The organism is Pasteuria penetrans, from assembly GCF_900538055.1.
GTDB lineage: Bacteria > Bacillota > Bacilli > Thermoactinomycetales > Thermoactinomycetaceae > Pasteuria > Pasteuria penetrans.
This window is the reverse complement of sequence record NZ_UZAC03000001.1, coordinates 1,855,973-1,871,071: the sequence shown is the minus strand read 5'-3', so window position 1 is coordinate 1,871,071 and position 15,099 is coordinate 1,855,973. Positions and strand designations below refer to the sequence as shown.

General features: G+C 46.1%; 14 protein-coding genes. 3 read left to right on the top strand and 11 right to left on the bottom strand.

Annotated features, from left to right (window positions below):
- Positions 1-535: 535 nt before the first annotated feature.
- On the top strand, positions 536-835 hold the full coding sequence (locus PPRES148_RS07575) for a hypothetical protein (protein WP_149453920.1): 300 nt from the start codon (positions 536-538) through the stop codon (positions 833-835).
- Positions 836-1,865: 1,030 nt separating this feature from the next.
- Here the strand turns inward: PPRES148_RS07575 and greA are convergent.
- The 4 genes from greA to asd all read right to left on the bottom strand — a co-directional run bounded on the left by greA (position 1,866) and on the right by asd (position 7,167).
- Positions 1,866-2,351, bottom strand: a complete 486-nt coding sequence (gene greA, locus PPRES148_RS07570) for a transcription elongation factor GreA (RefSeq protein WP_149453919.1) — start codon at positions 2,349-2,351, stop codon at positions 1,866-1,868.
- Positions 2,352-2,449: 98 nt separating this feature from the next.
- Entirely contained in the window at positions 2,450-4,417 is a 1,968-nt protein-coding gene (locus PPRES148_RS07565; protein ID WP_149453918.1) for a hypothetical protein, read from the bottom strand.
- Between the two features lie 463 nt (positions 4,418-4,880).
- Positions 4,881-6,257 (bottom strand): MFS transporter, encoded by a 1,377-nt coding sequence (locus PPRES148_RS07560; protein WP_281289983.1) that lies wholly within the window; start codon positions 6,255-6,257, stop codon positions 4,881-4,883.
- A 73-nt stretch (positions 6,258-6,330) separates the two neighbouring features.
- Positions 6,331-7,167 (bottom strand): archaetidylserine decarboxylase, encoded by an 837-nt coding sequence (gene asd, locus PPRES148_RS07555; protein ID WP_149453916.1) that lies wholly within the window; start codon positions 7,165-7,167, stop codon positions 6,331-6,333.
- Between the two features lie 116 nt (positions 7,168-7,283).
- On the opposite strand from asd, the gene PPRES148_RS07550 reads away from it, so the two are divergent.
- On the top strand, positions 7,284-7,517 hold the full coding sequence (locus tag PPRES148_RS07550) for a hypothetical protein (protein ID WP_149453915.1): 234 nt from the start codon (positions 7,284-7,286) through the stop codon (positions 7,515-7,517).
- Between the two features lie 96 nt (positions 7,518-7,613).
- On the opposite strand, the gene PPRES148_RS07545 is transcribed toward PPRES148_RS07550, so the two are convergent.
- From PPRES148_RS07545 to PPRES148_RS13015, 5 genes are all read right to left on the bottom strand, one after another.
- Entirely contained in the window at positions 7,614-8,726 is a 1,113-nt protein-coding gene (locus PPRES148_RS07545; RefSeq protein WP_149453914.1) for a S8 family peptidase, read from the bottom strand.
- A gap of 121 nt (positions 8,727-8,847) precedes the next feature.
- Positions 8,848-9,372 carry a hypothetical protein gene (locus PPRES148_RS07540; RefSeq protein ID WP_149453913.1) on the bottom strand — a complete coding sequence of 175 codons (525 nt, stop codon included), beginning with the start codon at positions 9,370-9,372 and terminating at the stop codon, positions 8,848-8,850.
- Between the two features lie 279 nt (positions 9,373-9,651).
- Positions 9,652-9,924: an alpha/beta-type small acid-soluble spore protein gene (locus PPRES148_RS07535; RefSeq protein WP_149453912.1), complete on the bottom strand. Its 273-nt coding sequence runs from the start codon at positions 9,922-9,924 to the stop codon at positions 9,652-9,654.
- Between the two features lie 58 nt (positions 9,925-9,982).
- A complete protein-coding gene (locus PPRES148_RS07530; protein WP_149453911.1) occupies positions 9,983-10,444 on the bottom strand; it encodes a hypothetical protein in 462 nt (153 codons plus the stop codon).
- 484 nt (positions 10,445-10,928) lie between these two features.
- Positions 10,929-11,054 (bottom strand): hypothetical protein, encoded by a 126-nt coding sequence (locus tag PPRES148_RS13015; protein WP_281289953.1) that lies wholly within the window; start codon positions 11,052-11,054, stop codon positions 10,929-10,931.
- A gap of 1,233 nt (positions 11,055-12,287) precedes the next feature.
- On the opposite strand from PPRES148_RS13015, the gene PPRES148_RS07525 reads away from it, so the two are divergent.
- On the top strand, positions 12,288-12,533 hold the full coding sequence (locus PPRES148_RS07525) for a transposase (protein ID WP_149453910.1): 246 nt from the start codon (positions 12,288-12,290) through the stop codon (positions 12,531-12,533).
- Between the two features lie 621 nt (positions 12,534-13,154).
- On the opposite strand, the gene PPRES148_RS12380 is transcribed toward PPRES148_RS07525, so the two are convergent.
- Both PPRES148_RS12380 and PPRES148_RS11725 read right to left on the bottom strand, forming a co-directional pair.
- Complete coding sequence (locus PPRES148_RS12380; protein WP_223128001.1) at positions 13,155-13,310, bottom strand: hypothetical protein; 156 nt, start codon at positions 13,308-13,310, stop codon at positions 13,155-13,157.
- Between the two features lie 349 nt (positions 13,311-13,659).
- The gene (locus PPRES148_RS11725; RefSeq protein WP_187820525.1) at positions 13,660-13,833 is read right to left on the bottom strand and encodes a hypothetical protein; all 174 of its coding nucleotides are present in this window, start codon (positions 13,831-13,833) and stop codon (positions 13,660-13,662) included.
- Between the last annotated feature and the right edge of the window lie 1,266 nt (positions 13,834-15,099).

Below are 15,099 nucleotides of genomic sequence, written 5' to 3'. Positions count from 1 at the left end.
AATTGAATCAGCATACCCATACCGCAATAGTTTTGTTCAGTATAAATGAACTTAAAATTGAATATGTTCCATTCTGAATATGGACCTGGGGTTTTCATTGTACTTTTCGGGAAAAACGAATAGTGTGTAAACACAACGTTGAAATTTGTATAAGAATACCCTACTATGGATATGCTCAATATTTCTGTGGGAGGGACACTCATGATAACCAAAAAAGATAAGGAGATTGATCCTAATGTACCATGCCCCCCCTCTAACCAAATGAAGTGGAACTGATAAGCCTGGGGGAAATAGAATCCGAGCATGAAGGTATGAGAATCATCCGATCTGTACTCAAATCAGTGGTCGAAAAACCCTCATCCGAAACCCAGTGTTCCTGTAAAAAATCCCGCGAAAAAGAGCAAAAGTTCGTCAAAATAGGTTTTGGTAGCTCCCAAACCTTTCTTCATCCAAGATGCGATCCATGGTTTCAGGAGTCAAAAATGGAACCGCAACGCTGGAAATGCGAGTACTGTAGGAGAAAAATACCCCAACGTTGATTCCATCATCGAACGAAGGAAAAAACACACGAAGGAATTCGAGGATGAGTTTGGATATACAGCAGAAATTTCCACGGCAGCCCAGGCCCAGGAAATTCACAGCGGCTATAGACCGGCTATTCGGGGATGTGGTGGAGAACGATGATAAGGAACGTCTTACCTGCGAGAATAAGCTAGTATTTTTAGAAATAATGGGACACAGCGAAGAACTGATGGAACAGTATCGTAAGATTATCGTTGTGCGATCCTCGTACAAAGAAGGGGATTCGCGGGAATTACATAGGAGAAAACTTTGAAATTTGTACAATGATATCATCCTAATTAACATAAAACTTCTATGGGATAAGCGCCATCTATCAAAAATAAAGAAATCAGTGAACTCCTCCTTATCCGTTCGGTACAGAGAAGGGTTGGATGAACGATCGAAATTACGCAAACCTCTTGTTTGTACGATGCAATCGGCATCTTTGCAAACGAGGTAGGAGGAAGCGTAAGATTTCATACATAATGAACGAATGCCACCACAGGTAGTCCTAGATTGATTTTGTTTTATTAATTTTATTATTTATTTAATAATATAGAAATTTTACATATTTAGTTCTTACAATTCAAAAGCTATAAACATCACCTGTGGTGGAAAAACAATAAAATATTTTTACTAAATAAATTTTCTTCATAAACTCCCCATCGGGGTAGATCCGATATTTCAACCGAGCCCCTTACAGAACCGAACCTTCTCGCGTCCTACGACTCTTCCCAACCCCACATAGTTTTGATCTTTCTAGAACCAATCCGATGAGCTGGCCCCTTTGCTCCATCTCCCCCCATGATCTCTTGGTTTTTACGACCTGAAGACGATCAGACCTCTCACACATAAAATTATTTTTATTAATATATTTGTAAAATAAAGGATTCGCTTGGGATACAACATCTTATCTAGATATCAATATATTTAAAAATAAAATACAGAATGCATTTCACAATGGGAGGGGCAAACGTTAGACTACGTATCAAATAACAAAAATTACATAAAAAAATATCTAAAGATTAGGTCCTTTCCACCCCTTGCCCATTAAAATTCCGAAGACCCCGAAAAATTATGTTACAATACCGATAAATAATCTTAGTCTACCTAATATTTTTTATACTGAAAAAAAGATTCTACAACAATTACAGATGTCTTTTCCATTACTTCTTACCATTTTTTAACCAATAAGATGTAATTGCCATGGATTGATACATAATAATGAGTAATAATATTCATAAACGCATATAGGGGGCTTTTTGCCCCCTATATGCGTTACAAAAACATCCGCATATCCAAAACTATCCGATCTTAAGAACTTTAAAGGAAAGCATTCCAGCAGGAGCTGCCACATTGATAATCTCCTCCGGTCTCCTACCCAACAATTCCGCACCTAGAGGGGACTCATTGGAAATGCGACCTGCGTCCGGATCTGATTCTGCACTTCCCACGATAGTGTACGTTTCCTCTCCCCCATCTGGCAACTCCTGGATGGTTACCTTAGAACCCAAATCCACCGAATTACGATCCCCCTTTTTGGGATCAATCATCTTGGCATTACGGATCATGCTCTCCAAAACACCAACACGCGCCTCTATGAAGGCCTGCTCCTCCTTAGCAGCATCATACTCAGCATTTTCACTCAAGTCCCCCTGCGCAATTGCCTCCTTCAACCGTTCCGCGACCTCGCGTCGTTTGCGAGTCTTAATGTCTTCCAGTTCCTCTTTGATCTCCCGTAGGCCCTCTTGTGTCAGTAAAACTTCCTTTTGATTCGATAGTTTACTCACGAATCGTAATCACCCCTCCTAATCATGCAAACTTGAGGGCCCCAAAAACGATAGAAGCAGGCCACAAAACACTTGTACGCATAAATTTCCATCACTCATCATTTCCATAGCTTCCTTCTTAGCCAGCGTCGTATAGCATGGACCCCCTGTACGAGTCTACCACAGGGGAACAACATCCTCCCACCGATCTTGTTGTCCCCCCGGATCATCTGTCCTTGATTCTTTATTCGATCTATAAGACACTGCAGAAATCGCCAGGCTTGACGACCCCCCTGCTTACACCATTGAGGATGCCGCCGATACCATAGTATCAGAATAACACCGAAAACCAGGGCAATTCTCCAACCAAGCCAGCCTGAGGGCTCGGGATCAAAAAAATAAAGCTTCCCCGCCGATAACCATAAAGCCCGCCGTGCCCATTTTCGGACTACCACGTCATGTTGTCTGAAAAAGTTCACCCACGCCAACAGAAACATCAAAACGGATGAAACAGAAACACGGGCCCAGGTAACAGAAAGACCCAACAAACGTGCCAAATTATAAACATCCACAGAAACAGCAGCAGAAAAAAAGCCTATACCTGTAAAGAGAAGGAAGCACAGTACCATGGGATGATATCTGCGCATGAATTTCCATCCCACCCACAGATAGCCCATAATGGCCAATGTGATCCACAAACGTATCAAAAATCCCCCATTCAAAAAAGGGACATAGGGGTAACCAGTAGCCTCACCGGAAAAAATCATTCGAGACACTGAATAGAGAATGATAATCAACAACAAACCAAAGCCAGCCCAATGTAAACTGCGCGAAGCAAAACGACTCGCAATCGCCTCCGATACGACACACCACACCGACCAAACTACACAGAAAATACCCAAATAGTCCAAACTATGGACCAACAAAGACGGCAGGGACGGCCACGGCCTGACAACATCCGTCCATACAAACTGAAGGGACCGGATCAAGAGGGAGACCATAGCAACCATTGTCCAGGCCGGAAAGGTTGGAAAGGCCTTTCGCCACCAAGCATGACCCTCAACCCGTACCGTGTGCCATCGTAACACCAGACCCACGAAAAACAACAACACCAATTGTAACAATAGCCCCCAGTACGGTGATAAATCGATAAAAAAGGTAATTCCTGCTCGTGTACTCAGAAATAACTCTAAAAGTGCTACAACCAGAATCGACCATCCAGAGAAAACAAGTGCAACCCTTTTGCTACGCGATCCAATCCACGCAATCATAACACTCAAAACAATCCATAGGAAACCAGAAAATACATCCCCGTACCGATTATCCATCAGGGGGCGCTGGTGGTCCCCCCCCATCACCCGCCAGTAATCAAGAACAAGGCTCGTTTCCGTTGTCAGGTAAAAGCTAAGCAGTGAAACCCAACCAAAATGCAGCAAAAAGGATAGAAGCATCCCCGTGGGAATTCTTCCCTTGGAGGCCGCCCACCGCCACTTGGCACTCCAAAACGCCAAGATACCCCAGATAGCAATCAGAGCGGAGCAAAGAGCAGAACGGGCATTAAAGAGGGGCAAAAAATTCTCACTTAGAACCGTTTTTTCCACCCAAAAGACAAGCCTCAGAGAGGCCACACAGAGCAAACACAAACCACCGTAAGCCAGCCCTCTCCGTGCCAATCGCTGCCCGAGAATCAAAGCGAGCCCTCCCAGTGTACCCCAGTAGCAAGTAGTAAGGCTGGGGTCCATAGGGAAGGGAAGTACAACAAGTGCGAGAAGGAAGAGGAGGACGGGGAGGTAACGACCTCCCCTCTCCCGGATCCAAGGACCGACTGATCGTGAAGAGAACCCCTGATAGGTATCCTCCTCCATGGATAGATCCATACCCATTTTGAGTCCCACGGGAGGGGGGGGTGCCCCACGATGCTCGGTAGACAATGCCATATCCCCCGAGGAAGAATTTCCTTTTCCCCCTATGGACCAAGCATTGAACCATGCGCGTACTATTCCTTTATAAATGATATCTCTCCATAAGAACATGAGGATAAATCCAAAAACAGAATAACTCAAAAAAAACATTTCTAACGATGACAAACGGAATCAACCCCCCCTCCTATTCTTAAGGATTCGGCCACGAAACTATACCAAATAAAATAAACGGATTACTGGCGAAATGAACCCATTTATGAACATCTCATCGAATTATACATCCGGATCCCCACAATTGCAACAAGATTACAACACTGTTAAGAAAAAAAACCCATGATTTCTTCCCTTTTATCCCCCTATCCTCCTTAATAAAATAATAACCCTAATTTCTTACTATACTTTCTTGACATATGTAGAATAGGGGGATATGATCCCCCTTGGCCCGGCTCATGAACGAACAAAAACCAGGCCACGTACGGTATTGAGCCAACGCAATGGGATATCATTTCCCCTATCCCCAAGATCGCAATTGTCTCCATACAGGCCATAAAGTTGCTATTAGGGGAACACGCACCATTACAACCATCCATGACCAATTTTCCCTATAATCATATTATAAATACAATAGTTATTGTTCCTTCTCCCTTCCCTTCCCCCTCTCCCTGTACGGTTTGCCCTCATCCTGACTCCGTGGCGGGGATGAATCATCCCACGTAGTCTCTTCAGATGCCTCCACCCCTAAGAGGGCATTGCGATGAAATGGGAATGACGGAATGCGTTGTTGTGGGGTAGTGACTCTCCTGAGTAAAGGACGCATAATCCACCACACACCAAGCTGGACAAAACTCATACAAATGATGAACCACCGCGCACGATCTATCCCTACGTCACCCTTTGCTCCATCCGCCACCCAATAGAGAAAAAATAACATCCCCAAGATCCGTCCTATACCAATAGACAATTCACGCATTACAACGTGTTCTACACGCAGTGCCTGTACAGAAACTCGCATTTCCATCATATCGAAAACTGCAGAAATAAGAGGGGCAACATAAAAGGGATAGAAAATAGAAAGCAGAACACCAAACAATAGAAGATGGAACGAATCAAGCTGACGCAGTAGGGGGAGAACAGCTAAGAACATACCCAGGGTACCAACGAAAAAACCCAGGTTTCGGTTCGTGGGTGTCAATATACGGCTGACGAGTGCAAAGGCAACCATAGATAAAAAAGAACCCAAGGTAAAGAAACAACCTAGTTCCAACTCATCGTGAAAAACACTATATGCGAAGACACTGATGACATATACAAGAACCCCCTCACGAAAACCATACAATACCTTGGCACAGCAAATACGACACCAATCGCGCGTGGACGGATGGGTCAGTGTGACCATCAAGGGTAATAGGGAAAACCGGCCCGGGGTGGGAACACGGCGGATGGCCAATGTGATTACAACAATAATAAGCAACAAACAGAAGGAGCTGATAAATATAACACGATAACCTAAAAACGATGGCATAAAATCAATGATCCAACCCGCCACCAAGGGTCCTATCATTCCGGCCAGGGACGCGGTGAAACCCTGTAAACCATTATAACAATCCCGATTTTTAGGTCCCGTAATCTCAAAATAGAGCACGTTGTAGGCAATCCAGAAGTATCCGGAACCCAAACCGAGTAAAACTCCCAGAAAATAGATATAATGGATCGCCTGATTACCCACCATGAGAATAATGATATGAAAGAGTGCCAGAAAAACAGCACCAAAGCGCAGGGTTGCAATTCGGTCAAAACGTTTACAAAACCAGCCTGCTGTCACAAAGGATAGGGTAGAAACGACACAATACGTGAGATTGAAAAGGGTAATGATTGTATAACTAGGATTGATTTTCCATAGGTATATATTAGTAAACATCCCCGATAGGGTGTTGACCAGGGCAAATAACCCACTAATAATTAATAGCAACCACGCTCTTTGATCCAAAATTTTTGTTGCTCGCATAGGACTCACCAGGTATAGCATAACCCAATAGGCTAAACCTTATTTCCCAGGGGGCCCCATCGACCCATTCCGATCAATGAGAAGAGCGGGGTGGACGACAATAAGCCATAGATTGTCCCATTTGAATACCCATTCCCCGTTCCAGTGGGCGGATCCATGGCCCAAATTTTGCGGGTAAACATAGTACCACTGTAGATCCCATTTCAAAATGACCTAACTCTTCCCCTTTATGTAGAGGTATGGAGCATTTTTCCACACGAATACCCTGTGATTTTTGATTAGTTACCAAAGTGGGGAAGGGAGCAAGCCGAATGGATCCCACATTCATAGCACCCACAAAAACCAATACCACAGGACCAAACGCCGTTTTGAGAACCACTACAACCCGCTCGTTATAAACTAACGTGCGTGGGAACCTCTCCACACGCCAGGTACGAACAGGCCGCAAGGCACCAGGAATATGTATAACGCACCGCAAGGTCCCATGCAAAGGAACATGCACGCGATGATAATCCTTAGGACTGAGATAAAGAACCACAAACTTTCCACCGAGAAATTGTCCAACCAAATTTTCTTGCTGATCCCCAGCAACAAGTTCAGAAAAGGTATAAGTACCCCGTTTGGCAACAATTTTCCCTTCCTCTGTGATGATTCCCCCCATGGTAATCGTACCATCCACCGGACAAATCAGGATATTTTCATCAGGACAAATGGGCCTCGCTGTTGGCCTGAGTGTGCGTGTAAAAAATGCAAGCATATGTTCAAATTCATTAAGGGATCGCTGCACAGGATCAACATCGACCCCATAGGTACGAATGTACAATGGAATGAATCTCCTACTAGCAGGATGACGCATACACCGTCCAACAAGGCGAGATAAACTCCTGGTAGGTACAAAAAACCAGAACATTATTTTACCATTTCTCCCTTCATAATATAAAATTCGACCACCACATAAGGAAAATAGTGAAAGCGTATTTTTTCGTTTCCCCGGGTACTCTAGCTAGCAGGAGGTGAGCAGCACAAATGGAACTTGACAATAACAGAACAAAACAGCCTGGGCAACAACCACAAAAAACCCCGGGACAGCAACAGGGACAACAGGGACAACAAGGGCAAAGGGGTCAACAACCAAACCGTATGACTGGTCGCAACCAATACGAATTTGGTTCTGAAACGGGAAATAGCCCTTCTCAACAAAATCCCAACAAATCACCATCGTCCCCCAACAGGCAACAACAACAACAACAACAGCCATAGTGGACGAAATGAGAGACTGGAAATCAACAGAACAAGGCATCCATCTTAGCCCCCATGGGCGGGATGGATGCTTTTTACATGTATAAGGAGGGCTTTTTAAGCACTCCCCTTCCAAGTATTGTAGGATCTCCTTTTCCCCAGCTGAAGTGCATTGTAGGCATTGAGTGCACGGCTACCCGGTAGGGGGGTAGTAGCACTCCGCAATAGATCCCGAACATGTTCAATATGAAATGAACCAAACCGACGTAAGAGGAGTGCAACGGTACCTGTTACGTGGGGAACGGCCATTGAAGTACCGCTCATTTCCCGTCTCCCAGACCGAATCCATGAGGAAACAATCCGCTCACCGGGGGCAGCCAAATCAATCCCCTTCCCCATGTTGCTGAAATGGGATAGCTTCCCATTGATGGAGAAGGACGTGACAGCAATTGTTTCCTCGCAACGGGCCGGATAATCAATTCGATCCTTGGCACCCTCATTCCCCGTTGCTGCTACCATGATAGAACCATGTTTATAAACCGTAGCTATAGCCTGCAACAGAGCCGTGCTCTTAGTTTCCATACCAAAACTCATATTAATAACCTGCATACGATTTTCGATGCACCAATTGAGTGCGGATAGAAGATCAGAAAGTTTAGCACTACCACCCCGATTGAAGGCCTTGACCGCATAAACGATAGCCCGTGGGGCCACACCAAGCAAACCTTTCTCCGTTGCCCGTCCAGCGACAATCCCCGCGACATGCGTGCCATGGCCATTGTAATCCATCGGGGGGGCATGAGGGGATAGGATATTGATACCACCACCATAATTATCAGCAATAGCCTCATGCCCGCGTTCAATACCGGTATCAATGATAGCTACCCGTACACCACGCCCGCGAGAGGAACCCCACGCGCGCGGCGCCTCGATACGTTTTATTCCCCATGCAAGGGTGGGAACCGCCTGAAGGACTGCCCTTCGGGACCCTTCCGGTTCCGTAAGCGTAATCCGTAGATCGGGCTCCATATGTTCCGCCCGCAAATTCATATTTCCATCACAGAAGTACGTTTCCCCAATAATGATCCCAAGATGGACGAGGCACCGAAGGGGACGTATTCCCCTTTCATGCATGCAACGAAGACAATGGTGCATGTTTCCCTCACTGCCGAACAAAAATATACTCCGTGGCTGTTCCCGTGCTTCCCCATACCATGATGATGAACCCATATTGGCGTCCTTCCCCTCTCCCCCGCAGCCCCGGGTACATGTGTAAGATGAACTGAGCCTGTTCCATCTTATGAGGAAGAACGAGATAGGGATACACTAGATAGGGAAAGCACAGCACAAATCAAGAGGAGCAATCCCTGCAAGGACGAAACAGAGACGGACAACCACCGGTAAACCAACCGGTCTCGGCCCCTAAGTCCTCCACCATTTCGTAAAAACCCGCTGCATATTCTAGAAAATTCAATGTGGGATGCTGTGGTGCTACAAAATACGGTACGGCACACTGCCGGCAATGGAGATAAAAGGTGCGGTACAAATGTTTGTTCCCCCTGGGATCCTCTACATCAAAAGCCACTTCCTGGGAAAAATGTAGATCATACAGGGGATTGGAAATAGTTCGGGTTATGGGTTCTTGCAGAAGGCGAACAGAGAGAGAATCACAAAGACCCGTTGTTGCCAAGGTAAGAATCTCCCCATACACGTCTATGCGGGGTTTCCCCATATCGATGGTGCCAAGTATCAGGACGGGAGAAGTGGCCTGTAAACCCAATAAACGATGAAAGAGCATGGGCAGGGAAATCTCACGGACAATGACATCCCCCTGAATCAAACAAGTATGAACAAGTCCACAGGTATCCTTATCCATAGGGAAAATCCACTCCAAATACGATAATCATTCTAACAAAACAAGGAAACTACAACATAATTTCCTGGGGAAAATGGGCTCCCCACGGACCTACAAAGAGCATACCGGAGAGTGAACAGCTCTTGCAAGGTAAATATTCCCCCACACAAACAAAAAAGGCAAACGTCGTTTTAAAAACAACGTTTGCCCCCTGGGTATTCCTAAATCCGCCTGAAACCATGATATATTGGTATATAGAATAGATATATTATGATATAGAATATTTTGGAAGTAAAATATTTACGAGGGCGGGAAGAAACTACTACTTGATTTGTTACCCGAATTGCTGTCATTGATTTGCTGCTGAGCCAGGGCTACCAATCGCCTAGTAATCTCCCCACCTACGGAACCATTGGAACGGGAGGATTGTTCAGGACCCAATTGAACCCCAAATTCTTGCGCAATCTCGTTCTTCATTTGATCAATGGCTTGTGCGGCACCTGGAACCACGAGATTGTTGGAATTGTTACGACGAGAATCCTCCTGCTGTTGGTTCGTTGATGATTGGAACATTTTTATGTCACACCTCCTTGACACTAAGTAGCCTGCTCCGTCGACCCCCACAACATACCTAACCATGGTGAGCAACTCTCTGGGAAGTGGATGGTCCCTCACGCAGTTCTGCCAGGCGCATACGATGCAACCAACGTCCCACTTGGGGAGAATGGGTAGCGAAGGCATGGAGACGCTTTGCATCAAGGGTTGTCCAAAGTTTCGTACCGGAGGTGATGAGATCCCCTCTCATGCGTATGTAATCGTAACGCATGAGACGATGTAGCAAAAACCAACATACGGACTCGGAAACAAAATAAGCAGGCAACTGCTTCACCAGACGCGTTACCGTCAATTGAGGGGGAAGCTGCTTGCGTAGGGCTGGAACAAGGCGTGGATATACCAACAGAACCCACAACACCACAAGCGCATTCCGCAGAGAAACAGACCATCGTGCAGGAACAGAAGAGGAACAAGCGGGAGACCGTGCCGAAACCCATTGACTCAGTTCCTGATCACTTTGCATTGTCTCAACAAGCATACTACCATTACCCCCTAAAAACAAAGCCGAATACGGTTTCCATTCACTCCATTTGTTACCGACCAGAAGGTAATACATACTTACCCCCTTTGAACTTTTTGATGTACCCCCTGAAGAGGGAATCCCACATGCGATAGGAGTAGAAAACAAAGGTGCAGACATATACCATGATGCACCACACCATAAACCGACGATGGACATAGAGGGAATAGCCCCGTCGGCAATCAAAAATACACCTACCATCTGATGACCATGTACAAAAATAGGCACCCGACGCCCCACAACCCTATACGACAATATTCCGTTACAGTTATAAATTTCTTGACAAGGTTTTCAGATAAAAATTCTCTCTATTTTTAGAAACTCCCCCTCTGGGTAAATTGAATAAACATGCTATTATAGCATGTAAACATTCACCATGTTTTTATAATTTATCGTTTCTGAATTTAGAAGTCATCATATAGATCCACCCCCGACGCGAACGCTATTCGCTGCCGGTGGGACGTTGTTGGTACCATGGCACCAGTGGCCGGGGCGGAAAAAGGGTGGGGCTGTTTTGTTGGTACAGAAGTCCCGATGGCGATGGTGATACTATAACGATTCGGATCACCCCCCCATTTTTATCCCACTGTGCAAAATAGCCCTATCACTCGCTTTGTGCGAAATAAAATAGGTCCACTCCTCATTTTTATTAATAATTAAAATTTTAATTCATTTTTTCAATTTACTTCTTCATATCCATCAATCTCAGTACGATCCGTCATAGCCAATTCTGTCTATGCGTGGGTCCCCCGGGACGGACCCCGCCGCCGGTTTTATGTCCTACGCTCGTTGGATCCTGCAGTCCTCGGGGGCAATCCGAATAAGAAATTGCCTACCAAAATTGTAAGAAAAATGCATTCCTAATCTATAAGCACCGCCCCAAGCCAACCCTTTTCGGTATTACATAAAGGAAAAAAATATCCAAGGGGATGGGGTGCCCGGTGGAGAGTGAATCGGTTGGGTGAAACGGCTTTCCCTTGGATATCCCGTAGGGCATCTCTAGGCTCTCCACTAAAGAAGGCAAAACCTTCAGAAGCGAATAGATCCCATATTCGAAGGTAATTAATAATAAATAAGTGATTGAATAATGAAAAATAAACCAATAGAATCCAGAATTAGCATTTTGAAACATAATCAAGAACATCCCACTACTACTATCATAAAATTATAACAAAATAGTGCCTTCCTATTCCCATGATTTAGGGTAGGGTGCTTATATGACCTCAACGATCCTAGATTGGATCCAGTGTTCAAGGGTTTCTCATGACCCCCCTACATTTCTATATAGTGCCAACCATCTCTAAACCCCCCATAGCAACATTCCACGTTGAAATGCCTTACCAATGGGGCGTGTTCCTTACGGAATTCCCCAAAACTACGGAACCCAAACAATCGCTCTTCACAATATTATGATGAAACTCAATATGTACGTTATGGTTGGGTGATGGATTAGGTATCCATTCGTGATCAATCCCAACGATTTTCATGAATTCATGGAATTCATAACCGATCCATTGTAAACCACGATCTGTTCAGATCGTGGGATTCCCCACCTCTTTTCTCATGTATTTTTTCATATCTTTTTGAACCTCTTTCACAACATCTCTATATTTACAGAAAAAGTAACCATGGGAAAAACAGTAATCCTGTTCAAAACATCGATCATGATCAAAATTTGAACCATGGTATGGCCCGCAAGTTGTTCCTAAACAGTCCATTTTCCAGAGCTAGTTTTATTAGGCACCCCGGTATAAATGGATCCTGATCGGTACAACAGGAGTACTTTCCCGTGGGGGTCACCATGAAAACAGTTCGAAAAAAATTTTCGTTGGAATTCAAACAAAGGGCGGTTGAAAAAGTCAAGAATGGACACCATATTGCCCAGATATCTAGACAGTATGACATTGCTGTTAGCACGATCAACCGTTGGGTAAAGGAGGACAGAAAGGGCTTGCTGGCTATTTCATTTTCCCCAGGAATAGCCCTTTGGATTCGGGAAGTAACCCCCCGTATTTTTTCTTTAGGGCGTCCCTTACGAACCCTTTGATCCTGGACAAGTATTTCCCATTTTTGGGTTCTTCACGCACGCATACAATCGACCCATTCCCAGTGCAGAGAACAAGACAAAGACCAGCGGAAGACGAAGAAATCACGGGGGAAAATCGAGGGAGAAGAACTTCTCCTTTTTCCTATAAAACACTAATAAATATGTAATATATTCATTCTTATTATTTAATTTTTTGAAACAATAAGTAATTCATTAATAATATTCTCCTTTCGATCGGAGGGTTCCCCCCAATCATTTTTCCAAGCAGGGCGGGGAACAATTCCTTGATAATGGAAGCGAATCGCTTATCCCTAAGAGCGACTTTCAGAAGAGGGTGTAGGATCTCTTATATTCTTGATGATGTGAAAGCGGTCCGTCGAGTAGACCCGGCATTTCAGCCGAGTCCCTCACAGAACTGGACGTGATACTCTCGCATCATCCAGCTCTTCTCATCCCATCCCAATCTTCAGACCCTTTAGGTCATACTTCGATTATAGGGATGTTGCTCCGAGGTTCCAGTGATCTCCTCTAGCGGATCTCCCACTAGAGTTTCATTTTACTGTCCTCCTCAGGATGAGTCAGACCCTTCGCTCCACTTCCATTACAGAAGCTTCCTCACTACTATGAGCTGATCCGACTTCGTGCACGGAACCTTGGTTTATCCTCGGTCTTTTCATCTGGCGACAGCCAGACGCCGTACGACGATCTCTCAAGTTCCGACCAAGAGCCTAAATCGGGTTCGTCGAGTAGACCCGGCATTTCAGCCGAGTCCCTCACAGATCCGGACATGATACTCTCGCATCATCCGGCTCTTCTCATCCCATCCCAATCTTCAGACCCTTTAGGTCCTACTTCGATTATGGGGATGTTGCTCCGAGGTTCCAGTGACCTCCTATAGTGGATCTCCACTAAAGTTGTCGTTTGATCTCCTCCAGCGGATCTCCCGCTAAAGTTCTCATCTAACTGTCCTCCGCAGGATGAGTCAGCCCCTTCGCTCCACTTCCATTACAGAAGCTTCCTCACTACTATGAGCTGATCCGACTTCGTGCACGGAACCTCGGTTTGTCCTCGGTCTTTATACATCTGGCGACAGCCAGACGCCGTACGACGATCTCTCAAGTTCCGATCAAGAGCCTACATCGGGTTCATCCCGCCTGAACACCGCATGCCACCGGGGCAGTAGATAGGTCATCCCCCACGGTTCATCCCGACGTTCGGGACCCACATCGGTTTTGACATGGACTATACCTTTCGATGCGTCTTCGGCTGGTTCGCTTTCGCTGATCTCCCCGATTCCCACCTGACAGGGTCATGCCCTGCCTTTTCCCAGATCGCTCACCACCGGGGTGTTTCCACACCAGCGTCGAGTAGACCCGGCATTTCAGCCGAGTCCCTCACAGAACTGGACGTGATACTCTCGCATCATCCAGCTCTTCTCATCCCATCCCAATCTTCAGACCCTTTAGGTCATACTTCGATTATAGGGATGTTGCTCCGAGGTTCCAGTGATCTCCTCCAGCGGATCTCCCACTAAAGTTTCATTTTACTGTCCTCCTCAGGATGAGTCAGCCCCTTCGCTCCACTCCCATTACAGAAGCTTCCACACTACTATGAGCTGATCCGACTTCGTGCACGGAACCTCGGTTTATCCTCGGTCTTTCCATCTGGCGACAGCCGGACGCCGTACGACGATCTCTCAAGTTCCGACCAAGAGCCTAAATCGGGTTCATCCCGCCTGTACACCGCATGCCACCGGGGCAGAAGATAGGTCGTCCCCCACGGTTTATCCCGACGTTAGTGCCCCACCTCGGTTTTGACATGGACTACGCCTTTCGATGCGTCTTCGAACGGTTCGCTTTCGCTGATCTCCCCGATTCCCACCTGACAGGGTCATGCCCTGCCTTTTCCTAGATCGCTCACAACCAGGGCACTTTACCCCAGCAGCACTAGGCAGTTTGTAACCTGCTACCTACCAGCCGGTTACGAAGGGCCGAGCAACCTTCATCTCTTGAACGACTTCTTGACACACAGCACTAGGCGGTTTGTAACCTGCTACCTATCAGCCGGTTACGAAGGGCCGAGCAACCTTCATCTCTTGAACGACTTCTTGACACACGTCGAGTAGACCCGGCATTTCAGCCGAGTCCCTCACAGATCCGGACATGATACTCTCGCATCATCCGGCTCTTCTCATCCCATCCCAATCTTCAGACCCTTTAGGTCCTACTTCGATTATGGGGATGTTGCTCCGAGGTTCCAGTGACCTCCTATAGTGGATCTCCACTAAAGTTGTCGTTTGATCTCCTCCAGCGGATCTCCCGCTAAAGTTCTCATCTAACTGTCCTCCGCAGGATGAGTCAGCCCCTTCGCTCCACTTCCATTACAGAAGCTTCCTCACTACTATGAGCTGATCCGACTTCGTGCACGGAACCTCGGTTTGTCCTCGGTCTTTATACATCTGGCGACAGCCAGACGCCGTACGACGATCTCTCAAGTTCCGATCAAGAGCCTAAATCGGGTTCGTCGAGTAGACCCGGCATTTCAGCCGAGTCCCTCACAGATCCGG